The 14,285-nt window shown below is 70.4% G+C and carries 16 protein-coding genes and 1 pseudogene; 4 read left to right on the forward strand and 13 right to left on the reverse strand.

Annotation, left to right across the window (positions count from 1 at the left end):
- The first annotated feature begins 501 nt into the window (after window positions 1–501).
- Window positions 502–849 (forward strand): hypothetical protein, encoded by a 348-nt coding sequence (locus SAM23877_RS00260; RefSeq protein WP_053125678.1) that lies wholly within the window; start codon window positions 502–504, stop codon window positions 847–849.
- Window positions 850–1,475: 626 nt separating this feature from the next.
- Window positions 1,476–1,988 (forward strand): ATP-binding protein, encoded by a 513-nt coding sequence (locus SAM23877_RS39545; RefSeq protein WP_063796808.1) that lies wholly within the window; start codon window positions 1,476–1,478, stop codon window positions 1,986–1,988.
- Between the two features lie 93 nt (window positions 1,989–2,081).
- Here SAM23877_RS39545 and SAM23877_RS00270 read toward each other — a convergent pair whose 3' ends face one another.
- The 3 genes from SAM23877_RS00270 to SAM23877_RS00280 form a co-directional block, all read right to left on the reverse strand.
- Window positions 2,082–2,771, reverse strand: coding sequence for a GAF and ANTAR domain-containing protein (locus SAM23877_RS00270; RefSeq protein WP_053125682.1), 690 nt, complete (start codon window positions 2,769–2,771; stop codon window positions 2,082–2,084).
- Window positions 2,772–3,060: 289 nt separating this feature from the next.
- The gene (locus SAM23877_RS00275; protein ID WP_053125685.1) at window positions 3,061–3,303 is read right to left on the reverse strand and encodes a DUF5133 domain-containing protein; all 243 of its coding nucleotides are present in this window, start codon (window positions 3,301–3,303) and stop codon (window positions 3,061–3,063) included.
- A gap of 148 nt (window positions 3,304–3,451) precedes the next feature.
- Entirely contained in the window at window positions 3,452–3,835 is a 384-nt protein-coding gene (locus SAM23877_RS00280) for an STAS domain-containing protein (protein WP_053125687.1), read from the reverse strand.
- A 105-nt stretch (window positions 3,836–3,940) separates the two neighbouring features.
- Here SAM23877_RS00280 and SAM23877_RS00285 point away from each other — a divergent pair, with 105 nt between their 5' ends.
- A complete protein-coding gene (locus tag SAM23877_RS00285; protein ID WP_053141976.1) occupies window positions 3,941–4,303 on the forward strand; it encodes a helix-turn-helix transcriptional regulator in 363 nt (120 codons plus the stop codon).
- A 332-nt stretch (window positions 4,304–4,635) separates the two neighbouring features.
- On the opposite strand, the gene SAM23877_RS00290 is transcribed toward SAM23877_RS00285, so the two are convergent.
- From SAM23877_RS00290 to SAM23877_RS00300, 3 genes are all read right to left on the reverse strand, one after another.
- Complete coding sequence (locus tag SAM23877_RS00290) at window positions 4,636–5,451, reverse strand: tetratricopeptide repeat protein (RefSeq protein ID WP_159041951.1); 816 nt, start codon at window positions 5,449–5,451, stop codon at window positions 4,636–4,638.
- Window positions 5,452–5,459: 8 nt separating this feature from the next.
- On the reverse strand, window positions 5,460–6,263 hold the full coding sequence (locus SAM23877_RS00295) for a hypothetical protein (protein ID WP_159041952.1): 804 nt from the start codon (window positions 6,261–6,263) through the stop codon (window positions 5,460–5,462).
- 350 nt (window positions 6,264–6,613) lie between these two features.
- Window positions 6,614–7,702, reverse strand: coding sequence for a pentapeptide repeat-containing protein (locus SAM23877_RS00300; protein WP_053125693.1), 1,089 nt, complete (start codon window positions 7,700–7,702; stop codon window positions 6,614–6,616).
- Window positions 7,703–7,877: 175 nt separating this feature from the next.
- Between SAM23877_RS00300 and SAM23877_RS40500 the strand changes: the two are divergent.
- Window positions 7,878–8,032 (forward strand): annotated as a pseudogene (locus SAM23877_RS40500) (IS5/IS1182 family transposase); the annotation flags it as partial.
- 34 nt (window positions 8,033–8,066) lie between these two features.
- Here the strand turns inward: SAM23877_RS40500 and SAM23877_RS00305 are convergent.
- From SAM23877_RS00305 to SAM23877_RS00335, 7 genes are all read right to left on the reverse strand, one after another.
- Complete coding sequence (locus SAM23877_RS00305; RefSeq protein WP_053125695.1) at window positions 8,067–8,756, reverse strand: haloacid dehalogenase type II; 690 nt, start codon at window positions 8,754–8,756, stop codon at window positions 8,067–8,069.
- A gap of 522 nt (window positions 8,757–9,278) precedes the next feature.
- On the reverse strand, window positions 9,279–9,482 hold the full coding sequence (locus SAM23877_RS00310; protein WP_053125699.1) for a cold-shock protein: 204 nt from the start codon (window positions 9,480–9,482) through the stop codon (window positions 9,279–9,281).
- Between the two features lie 312 nt (window positions 9,483–9,794).
- Window positions 9,795–10,364 (reverse strand): hypothetical protein, encoded by a 570-nt coding sequence (locus SAM23877_RS00315; protein ID WP_053125703.1) that lies wholly within the window; start codon window positions 10,362–10,364, stop codon window positions 9,795–9,797.
- Between the two features lie 414 nt (window positions 10,365–10,778).
- Window positions 10,779–11,342, reverse strand: a complete 564-nt coding sequence (locus SAM23877_RS00320; RefSeq protein WP_053125705.1) for an EF-hand domain-containing protein — start codon at window positions 11,340–11,342, stop codon at window positions 10,779–10,781.
- 258 nt (window positions 11,343–11,600) lie between these two features.
- Window positions 11,601–12,194: an isochorismatase family protein gene (locus SAM23877_RS00325; protein WP_053141979.1), complete on the reverse strand. Its 594-nt coding sequence runs from the start codon at window positions 12,192–12,194 to the stop codon at window positions 11,601–11,603.
- Between the two features lie 558 nt (window positions 12,195–12,752).
- Window positions 12,753–13,427 carry a winged helix-turn-helix transcriptional regulator gene (locus SAM23877_RS00330; RefSeq protein WP_053125707.1) on the reverse strand — a complete coding sequence of 225 codons (675 nt, stop codon included), beginning with the start codon at window positions 13,425–13,427 and terminating at the stop codon, window positions 12,753–12,755.
- 39 nt (window positions 13,428–13,466) lie between these two features.
- Window positions 13,467–14,150, reverse strand: coding sequence for an alpha/beta hydrolase (locus SAM23877_RS00335; RefSeq protein ID WP_053125709.1), 684 nt, complete (start codon window positions 14,148–14,150; stop codon window positions 13,467–13,469).
- Between the last annotated feature and the right edge of the window lie 135 nt (window positions 14,151–14,285).

The raw sequence follows: 14,285 nt of genomic DNA on the forward strand, positions 1-14,285 counted from the left end.
TCGGGCACGGAGCTGCAGGGGGCGGAATGGTTCACCAGCGTTGCGCAGTCCGTGATCGTAAGGCGCGTGACGATGGGGCGCCCGCCACTATGCCGGTCGTCCATCGACCGTCTCGTCCTGCCGTTCGCGGAGCGGGAGCAGGTGTTCCGCCAGATCGGGCAGGTACTGCCGGACAGGGGCGAGATGGCCGCTCGTCGACCTCGTCTGCCGTCTCGTGCGTCGGCGCGCCACGAGGGTTGATCGCGCTACCTCGCGCTCCGCGGCCGCGCCGGCAGGAGGCGGTAGCCGGTCGGCCTCGGCGGGAGCGCAACTCTCCGTCCCGGGGTTCGTTGACAGGGAAGGTTGCCGGGCGTTGACTGGCGGGACGGTGGAGGCCGGCCAGACGGGCCAGGGGTGTCAAGGGCCCGCTCGTTTCGGGTCGGGCCCTGCGGGTCGGCTTGTTCCGGGTGAGGGTCCAGGTGGCACCCGGCCGACGCGACGCGACAGGGATGTGGCCCACGAATGATGTATGACCAGGCACGTGCCCAGCAGCCTCCGGGCAAGGGTGTCGGATCGACCGCACGCCCGGCCCGGGGGCCGGAGCCGCTGCTGCCCGCCGACGAGCGGGAAAAGGTTTCCCAGCGCCTGCGGCAGGCCCTCCTCGACTTCGCCGACACCCCGCGGGAGGCGCTGGAAGCGGCCGAGAGCGCCTTCGACGAGGCCACCGCGGAACTCGCGAAGGCGCTCGCTGAACGTCGACGTGTCCTGCGGGCGGAGTGGCAGGACCAGGACTCCGAGGAGCAGGCGGAGGAGTTCCGGCACGCGCTGCGGCAGTACCGGGAGATCACGGAGCGCATGCTGCGTCTGTAGCCGGGGAGCGGCGGCAGGCAGCGGCTGCCGTAGGAGGCGGTCGCCGGGCAGGGTGCGCCTGCGGCACGGCACACCTGGCGTCCGCCGGGGTGGACGTCTTTGAGAGCGCGGTCTGTGCTGGCCTGACCGGGCGCGGGACCGGCTGGCAGCGTCAGCTTCGGCCTGAGGTGTCGGGAATGGTTGGCACTTTCGCTGCCGGTCGGTGTGTTCGTGTCGGGGCGTGCATGATCGAACGCCAGGAGTTCGGGGTCGCCGGACGCGGCACTCCACCACGGCAGGCGGGTCGGTGGTCTGGATGCTCGGCGCGAACCGGGCATGGCGCTGGGCGCTGCTCGTGCGCGATGCCCGGCACGGAGGTGTGCCCGTCGCCGGGGCCGGGTGTGACCGTCCCCCGTTACCGGCCGAGGGCCGGCAACGGGAGCAGGCCGGCGCCCGCGGCACACGTTCAGGACCACAGGCACCTGGCGGCCACCGGCCCCCCGGGGGGACTGCCGGTCACCGCCTGCCACCCCCGTGCCCGGGCGACGGCTTCCATAACGCCGGGCGGAGTGGGTAGACGGTGCTCAGCCCGCGAGAGACGGGACCTGAAAAAGCACAGACTCTTACGACTGAGAGTGACGATCTCCATGTCTCAACCGCTTATGAAGCAGGCGGACGGGCAGGGACCGGACCACACTCTGCGTCGGCACCTGGCCTGGAGCGGTCCCCCGCCTCCGGCCGCCCGGGCACGGGCCGAAGCCGACGCACTGCTGTCCGCCCTGCACCGCACCCACCGGATCACCGTGTCCTCCCGCGCCGCCGACGACGTCCGCCTCGTGGTCAGCGAGCTGATCGCCAACGCCGCACGGCACGCGCCCGGCCCCGGCCGCCTGGAGGTCCAGGCGGCCGAAGACGGCCGGATCGTGAGGATCTCCGTGTCGGACGCCTCCCCCGCCATGCCCCAGCCCCGACCGGCCGACCCCCATCGCGTCGGCGGACACGGCCTGGAGATCGTCACAGCCCTCAGCAGCCGCTTGATCGTCGAGCACGCCGGTGAAGGAAAACAGATCACCGCCGACGTTCCCCTCCACCAGGCCCGTTCCCCCGACACTCCCGGTCAGTACTACATCCACGGAGCGCCCGACGGCACTCTGGGGTAGAAGCCGTACGGCCGCGGCTTCGCCCACACCGGGCGTACGTCGCGGACAGGGCATCCGCAGGGCACGACCGCCCCTGACCAGCGTCGATGCTGGTCAGGGGCGGTCGTGCTCGGAGCGGAGCTTGTGCGCCACCTCGCGGAGTTTGATGTTGTGGTGCTGGGAGAGGCGGCGCAGCACGTTGAAGGCGTCGTCTTCGCTCATGCGGTGGCGTTCCATGAGGATGCCCATGGCTTCGCCGATGGCGTGGCGGGTTTCCATGGCGTGTTCGAGCTGGTCGATGGTGCGGGCGCTGGCCAGGGCGACGGCGGCGTGGGAGGCGAGCATCCAGCCGGCGGTCTCGATGTCTTGGGTGAAGGTGCCGGGACGGCGGGCGTAGAGGTTGAGGGCGCCGAAGTCTTCCTTGTCGGTGTAGAGGAGGATGCCGGTCATGCTGCCGATGCCGAGCTCGCGGGCCGCGTCCGCGTAGGCGGGGCAGCCAGGCTGGGGCTGGGTCATGTCGGTGATGCGGTAGGTGCGCTCACCGCTTTCGCGGCGGGCGAGGTCGTAGCACGGTCCTTCACCGAGCTCGCCCTGGATACGGTCGGAGGCTTCGACCATCTCTCCGCACGAGGACAGCGTGATCGCCCTGCCCTTGCGCACCGCCAGGATCCCGGCCGCGTCGCAGCCCTCGACCAGATCCACCGCTGCCACCGAGATCGCGTCCAGCGTCTCCTGGACCGACTTCTTCTCCAGCAGATCCCGCGCCAGGACAGCCATCTGCTCAGCGAACCTCTGCCACTGCATTGCGCCACCACCCGCCTCGGCGTGCCCGTTGAGCCCTCCGCTCACCCTAACGTTCCAGGGCACGTCCACCGTCGAATGCGCAGCCTGAGCCGGGGCGATAGGGCGGTGCGCGCCCTCCACACCGTCACTCGCCAGGCAGCGAGACGGAGAGGCAGTAGGACGGGGAGGCAGTGGCACGGGAGGCGGTGGGGCAGCCGGCAGGGCCTCCGCGCGTGAGGCGACCGGCACGTCTCAGCAGCGGGTCACCTCTGGTGGGAGCCGGCTGCGGGGGGCTCGCGCCGCTCTGCGTTCAGGCGGCGAGAGCTTCGTCCTCACGCGAGTCGCCGGTGCGGTGGGTGTACTGCTCCAGCAGGGTGTCCGCCGTGAGCAGGGCCTGTTCGGCGGTGCGGGATCCGGTCATCACGCACAGCGTGTAGGTGGCGTCTTCGAGTGCCCTGCTGGTGAAGCCGGTGGGACACACCTCGTGGTCGATGCGCGTCTGGGCGAACCGGGCCAGAGCGGCCCGCAGCTCCTTCTCCGCTGGAAGGATCATGGTGACATCTCTCCCTCGAGCAAAATGTCGGGTGCTTCGCCTCGGCGAGGGCGCCGGGGGCGGTTCCTTGTCTGTGTGTGAGGGCGTTTTTGTGCCCGGCTGGTGTCAGCCGGGCGAGAGAGCCGCGCTGTGGTGGGTGCGGGGCGTTCTAGCAGGCAGCTGCCTCGTCCACCGTCTCCCTTATCTTCAGGACGGTGTCGGCCGCGGTGAGCTGCAGCAGCCTTTTCAGTTGCTGCGCGGGGGCGGCCACGCGGAAGTCGGCTGCCTGGTGGGTGAGGATCAGCAGGTTCAGCAGCGCGGAGTCCGCGAAGGTGATGCCGGAGGCGTCCAGGACCACCTTCGGGTGTTCCTTGGCCGCGGTGTCCAGCGCGTCCGCCAGCGGCGTGACCGTAGACATGTCATAGGGGCCTCGCGCGCCGACCACCCAGGCGCCGCAGCGTTCGTACTGCACCACCGTGGCCTCGTCCGTCCCCTGCAGCCGGCTCCCGTCGGCGCTCCTCGGCCGCCTTGCTACCGCTTCGTTCACAGGCACCTCGGGCCCCTCCTCTGGCTGTCCCGAACGGATCATGTCGTCTGTTGCGCGAAAAGTATGTCATGTATCGGGTGTCGCGCAAAGACTGTCCTTAGAATGCTGTGCATGGTTGAAGTGCCTGGCTCTCACAGCGGATGGACGTTCGTCACCAATCACGCGCGTGTGCTGGCGGCCATCGCCGACAATCCGAACATCCGGATCCGCGACATCGCCGCCCACTGCCGGCTCACCGAACGCGCCGTCCAGCGGATCATCTCCGACCTCGAGCAGGACGGTTACCTCTCCCACACCCGCGACGGCCGCACCAACACCTACCGCATCCAGCCCGACAAGGTCCTGCGCCACCCCGCGGAAGCGGGCCTGCCGGTGGCCGCACTGCTCTCCCTGCTCGTGCAGGACGAAAGCGACCGCACGCGCGAGCCCGGCCGCCACGCATCCCACCTGACCGGTACCGGCGGCACGCGATAGCGAGAGACTCAAGGCGCCGGCCGCGGCACACGGGCCTCGACTCTCGCGGTCACCCCCAGCCCTTTTGGGCGCCGCCGGGCGGGTGGTGAGCCGTGCGCGGGCTGTTGCCGGGGCGATGGTCGACGGCCACTGCGTGAAGGGCGCGGCCGCGCTCTTCACACGAACAGGGTCTTCGGTCGGCGGCGGGGGCAGGGCCAGGCCGGAGGGAGGCGACAGCAGAGGACGTGTCTCTGTTCTTGTCGATCTTGACGTGGGCTTCTTCGTGATCTCCGCCGCGAACGTCCGTATCGACAAGTCGGCTTCCACGCGGACTTTCCCTGCGGTTCCCCGGTCTACGGCTGTCGCCCGGGGGTGTCCTTGCTCTGCTCGTGCTTCCTGCGCCGGTTCCAGTCCTGCAGGGCCACCTCGGCGACCAGCCGGGTGCGCCACTCCTGCAGACGCTTCATCTCGTAGTCGCCGAGGTTCTCGTCGATGCCGTAGATCGTCCCCCGCTCGGCTTCGAGCTCCTCTTCCAGGAGGTCCAGGGCCTCCTGGAGGTCGCCGTTCAGCTCCAGCGCCGTGACCAGGGCCGTGCGTATGGACCGCGTCTCGTCCTTGCGCTGCCAGCCGAAGGCCTGGGACTCGGCATACAGGACTCGCAGCAGGCGTACCCCCTCGGCCGCTTCGCCGTTCTCGGCAAGGAACCGGGCCAGGTACGCCCGCCGGCGGTGGGTGTCGGCGTGGTCGGGGCCCAGCACCCTGGCGGAGTCGTCCGCTACCGCCCGTGCCTCGGCGACGGCGCCGTCCAGGTCACCGACCCTGCGGCGGCGCCAGGCGAGTGCCGATCGGCACCCCAGAGTGCCGGGGTCGTCGGCCCCGAACTCCGCGGTCCGTTCGGCTGCTTCCGCCTCGGCCAGCCGCAGGATCTCGGGGTGCCGTCCTTCGTGGAGGAGCCAGGAGAAGACCCTCGAGTGGGCGGTGAGGGTGTGGGGGTGCCAGCGGCCCAACTCCCGGGTGAGGTAAGCGATGTCCTCGTGCACGTCCGGCCAGGGACGGGCCTCACGCCGCTCCCTGTGCCGGAAACGGCGTCTGACCCGCCAGGTGCGGACAGTGCGCCGCGGCCTGCGCTGCTCCTCACCAGTGTCCCGGTCGCTTTGGCTCTCGCTCATCTCCGTCATCAGAACCCGCCTCCGTGGTCCACCCACGACTCCTCGTCCTTGGCCCGCTCGTACGCGCTGCGCCAGGTCCAGCTGCGGTCCAGCAGGTCACGCTCCTCCGTGCTGAGGGCCCGCTCGGCCGGGTGCGCCGGAAGACGGCGGCAGTACGCCGCGAACCGGTCACGACGCCTCGGCCAGCAGCGTTCCGCAAGCCAGACCAGTGGCACCGCCATCAAGGCCCACAGCACCAGACAGCACCACGCGCCGACCACGATCGGCCCGACGCCGCTGGTCCAGTACTCCTGCCGCAGGAAGACCACCTGGACGGAGATCCAGAGGGTGAACAGAATCAGCGTGGCGAAGGCAGCGCCTGCGATGGAGTCCCTTGTGCGCAGCGACCAGCGCGGCACCTTGAGATCCTCGGCCCGCAGGAAGGCGTCACGCTGCCGCGTGTAACCGGATTCCCAGTACAGACGGCTCAGCGGAAACGGTTCGCCCTGCCGTCGCAGTGTGGCCAGCAGGGCGGCCGGCATCGGATGCCCGGGTGCCGCGGCAGACTCCTGTGCCCTGTCGGTGACCTCCATCATCCCGTCGTCGCGGATCCTGATCAGGCCGGCGCGTAGCAGTTCGGCGGCTGCGGCCCTGTCCACGCGGGACGGTCTACGGGCCGTGGCCACCGCGTGGTACGGGTCGATGTCCACCGTGCCCAGCCCCGCTGCCGCCGCCCGGTCGGCCCGGTCCCGGATCCACCACAGCACTCCGAGCACGGGAAACGCCGCGCAGGCCGACGCCAGCGCGACCAGGAGCATGTCCATCTGGCTCAAGACCGCACCCTCCCCTTCTCCGAAAGCCCGTCGGTTTCCTTCCCTGCTCCGAAGGCGCACATCCACGGGAACGGTTGCGGACACGAGTGACCTCCGCCCCGGGAAAATCGGGAACCCGCTCGATGACGGCCGCGGTTCAGGAACACGCACAGCGGATCATCGTCTCCGTCCTGAGCCATCTCTGCACGTGGGAGCCGACAGCATTCGTCGCTCAGGGCGGGGCACGCCGGTCTTCGCCGAAGAGCGGCGTCTTTGAGCTCGGCACCGCCCGGGGGTTTGTGGCGAGGGCAGGGCGCAGTCTTCGCGGCCAGGTTCTCGGGCACGCCGTGGTCTTCGCCCGGGCTCGTGGGTCACGGCATAGACCGCAGAGGCGGGTGCTGTGTCGTTATCCCTGTGGGCTGGAGCAGTGGCGGTGGTTCCGGGCCAGGGTCCTCGGTGAGGATGACGCCGGCGGTCGCCTGGTCGAAACCGGCCGGCCAGCGTGTGTTCTCGCTGGCCACCGCGCCGGTCAGACGTGCCTGGAGGAGGTCGGCCGTTTTCAGGTCGGCGCCGCGCAGGTCGGCCAGGCGCAGGTCGGCGCGGCGGAAGACCGCGCCGCCCGCGTCAGCCTTGCGCAGATTCGCCTCGCGCAGGTCTGCCTCGGTGAAGTCCGCTTCGCGCAGGTCGGTTTCGACCAGTCGTGCGCCCCGCAGGTCGGCCAGAACGCAGCGGGCCCGGCGCAGGATCGCGGTCTTGAGGTCGGCGTGCCGCAGGTTGACCGAGACGAGAGAGGCCTGCGTCAGGTTGGCGTGGTACAGGCCCGCCGCCTCCATACAGGACCGGTCGAGGTTGACCTCGTGCAGCCACAGCCCGTCGCAGTCGGCCCTGCGCAGGTCCGTGACGCTGAGGTTGATCCAGGACTGTTCCCGGGGTTGCAGCAACAGCACGCCGAGGCCGGTCAGCGCCACCTGGGCGTCGGCGGCGCGGATCTCCAGCGGCACGACGTCGTTGATGGGTACGTCCGCCGCCGGTGCCTGCGGTCCGGCGGGCGGCCAGGGCAGGTGGGTACGCAGGTACGCGGCCTGGATGGAGATGACGGCCTCGCGGTCGCGGGCGGAATGCTCGGCGATCCGCCACAGCGCGTGGAGCCCGCCGATGCGTGTTTCCAGCTTGTCGCTGCCGAGCTGATCGACGGCCGTGCTGAACCGGTCGGTGACGTAGCCCTCCTGGGTGGCGCGCAGGCCTTCCTGGCTGACGCGCAGTTGCCTCCAGGTGGCGTATGCGCCGAACAGCAGGACCATGCCGCCCACGGCCTGCAGCAGAGTCGTACGGACGTCGTTCACCGCTTTGAGCCGGTCCTGGGCGGCGACGCTCGCCCCGGCGAGATCGTGGTCGACCACGACACCCGGCAGGACGACGAGCACGGCCCCCAGGACGGCCAGCACCGCCGTCCCCGCCATCAGGGCCGCGATGGCACGATGTCCAGCCTGCCGGTCGCGCCACGGTCTGCGACCACGGCCCGGTTCCCCCGTCTCCATGAACACGGAACCCTAGGCGCCACCCCATAGGCGATCAAGATGTACGAGTTGGACTGTGGGTGGCGCGGCTCGTCGAGCGGCGCTGACACCCCGTGACCGCCGCAACCGCCGCTATCCGTGCCGACGCCAGATCAAGCACACCATTCCCGCAACGAGTGCGCCAGCCGCAGACGCCGTGGCAGCAGTGGCGGCCGACCCACCGGGTTCGACAAGCGCGCCTACATCTCCCACGGCACCGTCACCTCAATCTGACTCCGGCTCCGCCGGTGACCCCACCGGATGCGCCCTAGACATCGTCGAGTTGGACGGCCAGGCCGGCCAGATCGCCGGCGTGCAGGTCGAACTCGTCCGAGGAGGTGGGCGGGTCGCCGACGGGGCGGGCGACGTAGGCGGTGCGCAGACCAAGGTTCTGTGCTCCCCGCAGGTCCCAGGCATGGGCGGCGACCATCAAGAGCCGATCCGGCGGGCGTCCGGAAACGGTGACGGCCAGTTGGTAGACCGCTGGGTCCGGCTTGTAGGTCTGGGCCTCTTCGGCGGACAGGGCCTGGTGCCAGCGCAGTCCGGCGTGGGCGTTGAGTCCCAGCAGCGCCGACCGGCTCGCGTTGGAGAGTCCGATGAGCGGGAACCGTTCGGCAAGTCGGGCGAGCCCTGCCACGGTGTCGGGCCACGGCGGGAGCCTGCGACCTGACAGGGCCAGCGCCGATACGGCGGCCGGGTCGTCGACTTCGGCGACATCGGCGACGAGCCGGGCTGCTTCCAGGTCGAGGACGTCGCTGGGCAGGTAGGGCCGGACGCCGTCGAGGACGCAACGTTGCTCGCGGTCGATGTGCTGTTGCCACAGCGACAGAAGCTGTTCGACCCTGGAATCGTTGAGCGATGGGTCGAGTTCACGAATGCCGGCGCGGATACCGGCGGGTTCGTCGACGAGCGTGCCGAGCACGTCGAACACGATCACATCGATCTCTAGCTGTGGCATGCGGGAGGTCTCCTGGATAAAGCAGGGGCGGGAGAGCGGCTGTTGGCCGAACGCAGCGGGAAGCCACCCTGATTCCCGAACCTCACGGGCTGTGCGGCAACCGCATCAACGTCGCCACCGACCGCGCCCGCCAAACAGGAGGCACGGCCGGTGCACTATTTCCGAGTAGCCTCCGTAGCGAGCGCGGTGGCTCAGAGACGGGGTGTGGCTCCTTCCACGATCCGCCGGAACGGACAACCGTCTGCTGCCGGCGCGCGTAGCGCGCTCGCCCGTCGGCGCAGCAGCATGACCGGATGGTCCCGTGGGTGAACCACGGACAGCCGCTCGCATCCGCTGGGTGACCAGTTCGGCTGTTCACTCTTCAGGCAGGTAGCTGGCCAGCTTCCGCAGGCTCGCCAGTACTCCCTCGACGGTGGGCGCGGACTCAGGGTCGGTGAGGTACTGCATGATCAGGTCGCTGACAGGGGCGGGTTGTGCGACGGGGCGGCGTCGCGGCACGTAGCCGGCTGGTGGGCGGCCAGATCAGAGGCCGCGGACTTTGTCGGCCTGGGGGCCTCGCTGTCCCTGGGTGATCTCGAACTCGACCCGCTGGTTCTCCTCCAGGTTCCGGAAACCAGATCCCTGGATCGCGCTGAAGTGCACGAAGACGTCAGGGCCGCCCTCATCTGGGGAGATGAAGCCGAATCCCTTCTCTCCGTTGAACCACTTCACAGTGCCCTGCGCCATGCCTGCCCCTTGTGCCGTAGAGCGGGAACGTGGTCCGTTCCCGGCCGCAGCCACATCCTTTCCATGCGGCATCTGGGTAAAACAGGCGGAAATGCTGACACCGGTACTCCGTTATGCGGGGTGACCCGCCGAATGGGAGTCGACGGCGCCGGCTGTGCCCGGGGGGGGGAGGCCGCCGCCTTGGTGCGGCTCCCCGGCGTGCGCCCGTGCCCCCGGGTCGTCCTGGGGCAGGCCGTCCGTGCGGTGGTGCCTGCCGGCCGAAGGCCGCGAACCCGCCCCGGCCCTCAAAGCCCGGGGCGGGTTCGGCGCGGCTTACGCGCGGTGGAGTTTCCAGTCGCCGACGTTCTGGGCCCGGTTGTAGTAGGCGTTGGTGCACACGTCGTACTTGCCGCCGGCGGGTCCGCCTCCGTTCGTCTCCAGGAAGCCGCCGTTGTCGCCGTAGGTGTTCCACAGGTGGATCACGTCGCCGGAGCGGACATGCTGGTCACCGGGGCTGGACGCCTGGGCGAAAAGGCGCCAGCGGCCGGTACCGGGGGCGCGGTCCTGGTCCTTGGACGTCGAGACGTTGTACTTGCCGCCGCTGTTCTTCTGGTCGGCGGTCGCGTGCCCGTTGGTGTCGAGGTAGCCGCCGTCACCGCCGTAGAGGTTCCGCAGGTAGACCAGGTCCCCGCTGACCACGTTGGCACCAGCGGCCTTGCCCTCGGCGGAGAGGATCTGCCAGGTCCCCGTACCCTCTCCCCGCCTGGGCGAGTCCGCCGTCGACACCGCGTACTTCGCCCCGCTGTCGCTGCTGTGGCCGTTGGTGTCCAGGTATCCGCCCGCCCAGTTGCTGTAGCCGTTCTGCAGGTGGACCTGGTCGCCGTACTTCAGCTCGTTCGCCATTCTTCTCCCTGGTCGACGGAGGGCATGCGGACGGCTCCCGCCCCGGTGGCCGGGTCGTCCCCCCGCAGCCATCCGAGTGTCACAGTCCTGCGGCAGGCCTTGATCTGTCCGGGTGCCAAACCGCCCGTGAGGGGGGCACTGGAGGCGCGAGCGCGGTTCAAGGCCGCCAGGGGGCGCACGGAGCCGCGGCATCGTCCGTCCCGAGGCGGTCTGGGCCGCTCTCGCGGTAGCCGTCTGGAGATGCAGCGCCTGTGGACCTGGGTCCGCCTGCGTATCCGGCGCGTCCGGTGACGGGCCAGGGCCCGTGGAGCGGGGCCCCCGGCACACCGCGTGGCGTCCCTGCGCTGTCACGGGGGTCAGAGGGTGCGGGGGCTGCTCTGGGTCCTGCTCTCGCCCTGTCCGGGCGTTCGCTCTCTAGGCGGGGTCCAGTGGTCCGAGCAGCCACACGCCGGCGGAGGTGGGCTCCTCGTTGAAGTAGAAGTCACGGATGGCCTGGAGCATGTCGTCGCGGCTGATCAGGCCGTCGGTGTCCCGGTCGAGGCGGCCGAAGACCTCGCGGGCGTCCGCTTCAGGCAGCCCCATCAGGGCGCCGGACCAGCGGACCTGCTCGTCCCGGGTCAGGTATCCGTCGCCGTCCTGGTCCGCGATGTCCATCAGCGCGTCGAGGAACGGCATGTAACCGGCGTCGAAGGAGGCGGGAGTGACCAGCAGTCCGGCGGCGAACGCCGCCTGGTACTCGGCGAGGCCGATGCGTCCGTCTGCGTCGGTGTCCGCGGCCTGTGACAAGTGCTGCCACAGGCCGTCGCTCAACTCCCGCATGTGCTTGAGTGCGGGGGCTTCGGGCGCGAGCTGGAAGGCAGCGGCGAGGCGGTCGCAGGCCGACTCGAAGTCGCCGCGGTCGATGTAGCCGTCATGGTTGGTGTCGAAGGTGGCGAAGCGGCGGGCGAGTTTGCGCTGCAGGAACGGCGAGATGTCCATGACTGACACCCTGCCTGCCGCAGCAGCGCCTGAAACGCCGCTGACGAGCGGGGCTACCCGTAGGGGGCGCGCCGGGTCGGACAGCCGGCTGCGGCCGGGCGCTCATCCGTCGGACGAGCGCGGGCGGTCATGGAAGCCGAAGGGAGCCTGCCGGCGGTCCCTGGTCGCGGGCGCGGTGCCGTGGGTTCCCGCAGCCTCCAGGGAAGTGCGGGATCCCGTCTGGTCCGGTGCCCGTCCCCTCGACGGACGAAGGAGTGGTTACTGCGGGACGGGTGTCTCACCGGAGACGGCCACGCCTGCCCGGCGGAAGTCCTCCAGGGTCGACGCGGTGGTGTCCGGGGCGACGCCGACCGAGTAGTCCAGGAGCACGCGGGCGCGGAACCCGTCCTTGACAGCATCCAACGCGGTGGCGCGGACGCAGTGGTCGGTGGCGATGCCCACCACGTCGACGTCTTCGACTCCCCGCGAGCGCAGCCACTCCGCCAGGGGTGTCCCGTGTTCATCGAAGCCTTCGAAACCGCTCTTGGAGGCGCTGTGAGCCCCCTTGAAGAAGACGGCGTCCACCTTGCCGCCGGTGGCAGCGGGAGCGAAGTTCGGGTGGAACTCGCCGCCTTCGCCCCCGACCACGCAGTGGACGGGGAAGCTGTCCTTGAAGTCCGGGTTCTCGGAGAAGTGGCTGCCTGGGTCGATGTGGTGGTCCCGGGTGGCCACGATGTACTGGTAGTCGGTCCCCGCACTGCGCTCGACCAGAGCGGCGACAGCGGTCGCGATCCGCGCCCCGCCCGTGACCGGGACACTGCCTCCCTCACAGAAGTCGTTCTGCACATCCACGACGATCAACCCTCGGCTCATCATGAGCCCCCTTCAACGCGACGGAACAACCCCCCGCGTTCTACCGGCCCCACACGCTCACCGACAGACAAAAGCGGTCGCGCTCACCCGCACGGACCACGATTGTTCACCGCAGAAACGCTTCGTGCCCGACCTCTATGACACGTCATCTCATCTGGCTGAGTGAGCTGTGGCTTGTGCTGGGGGTCGTTGAGCGCCTAGTGACGCACGCGTTGCGGGAACTGTGCCGGCGGCTGGTACCGGAGGCACCGACTCGGCCACAGGGCGGTGGCCGGCGTCGGCACGGTGGCTGTGAGGTGCGGCCCGCGATCGTGGACGTGTCGCCATCGGACTGCAGGTGGCAGCACCTGCCCACCGCTTCGTTCAGACCGCCGCCGGAAGCGACGGCTCACCACCGGTTCACCGAGCGGGCGCAGGCCAGGGGGGTGGGCCACGCTGCACCGCAGGCCGCAGGAGGTGTGCGAGCCGGGCGGCCACGGCGAGCGCACGAAGCCGCGTGGGACAGGACTGTCCGGCACCCACGGTGCGCTGACGTGTTCGTACGAAGGCGCGCGCGGGTCACTTGGTCTCGCGGGAACGCGGGGCCGGCAGGCGGAAGATGCCCGGCAGCCTGCGCAGGGCCTCGTCATCGCCGGCCGCCGTCGCGGCACCGGTCTCGGTCGCGTGGGAGAGGGTCAGCCTGCCGGCCGTCACCTCGGCGAGCACCTCCTTCGTGGTGGTGATCGTCGCGTCCGGGTGCCGGGTGGGCCCGTGGACCGTCTCGACGATGCCGTCGTCGACGCGGGCGTGGAAGATCTCGTCGTCGACGTGGAACTCGTAGACCGCGCGCAGTCCTGCGGCGGCATCGGGGTCGAAGCACGCCCGCAGGCCGAGCACGGCCCAGCTGGCGTGGAAGGTCTCGTCCGTGCGGCGCTCGTCCATGGCCCACTTCAGGCCCCACCGGGCCAGTGCCAGGACGGCGGGCCCGAGTTCCTCGCCCGCTTCGGTGAGCGCGTACGCGGGGGTGCGGGCGGGCGGCGGCAGAAGCACCTTGTGCGCGAGACCCTCGCGTTCCAGGTGTTTGAGCCGGGCCGCGAGCAGTCCGGTGCCCAGTCCGCGCAGGCCGGCTTGGAGGTCGCCGTACCGTTTGGGGCCGGTGAGCAGTTCGCGGATGAGCAGCAGGGTCCAGCGCTCGCCCACGAGGTCGAGGGTGCGCGCGGTCGCGCAGTACTGTCGGTACGTTCGCTGCTCCACTCCCTCACTCTAGACTTCGCTCTTCCTGTTCTTGAAGCGTCACCGGGGGTCCGGGGGTGTCTCCAGGAGCAGCCGGGCGAGTGGTTCCGGGTCGGTCAGCATCACGTCGTGCGGGCCGTCGAGCGCGAGGGTCCGGTAGCCGAGAGCGGCGCCGAAGCGGTCGAACGGGTAGGCCGCGGGCCGGTAGTGGACGGCCGTGCCGGGGATGTGGTCGACGGCGTCGCTCAGCCGTGTGGCCTCGGTGAACGTGCGCAGCGCCTGAGGGACGAGGCGCTCGGCGAGCCAGGCCGTGTCGGCAGCGTCGACGATGCCGAAGGCCGCCGGGGGCGGGGCCGGGATCCACCGCCCGTCCCCGGATGTCCGGGCCGCCTCGCGTACGGCGGTGACGAAGGCGTCGGGGGCCAGTTCGAGCATGCTCGTTCCGTCGTGTCCGGCCCAGCCGTCCACGAGGACGAGGTGGTCGACGGCGTGGGGGCGCAGGTCCGCTGCCTGCCGGACGACGAGACCGGCGTAACTGTGGCCGACGAGGACGAGTTCCTCACCCGCCGGGACGGTGTCGAGGGCGGCGGCGACCGTTGCGGCGTCGTCGTGGAGCCCGTGGTCGCCGGACGTGCCGAGGTCCGGGGTGAGCGTGCGGGCTCCGGCGGCGTGCAGCAGGGGCACGAGCCGGTCCCAGGCCCAGGGTCGGTGCCAGGCGCCGTGGACGAGTACGTACGTGGTCATCGGTGCTCCTCGCGCAGCGGTGGCAGAGCGTGGCCGGCGCGCTTCGGCAGGTGCGCCTCATGAGGGTTGCCCTCGGCCCGGGTCATGTCGGACCCGAGCCGCCCGGCCTGTGGCCGAGCGGTCGGGGCGTGCGTC

It is taken from the genome of Streptomyces ambofaciens ATCC 23877, from assembly GCF_001267885.1.
Taxonomy (GTDB): Bacteria; Actinomycetota; Actinomycetes; order Streptomycetales; family Streptomycetaceae; genus Streptomyces; species Streptomyces ambofaciens.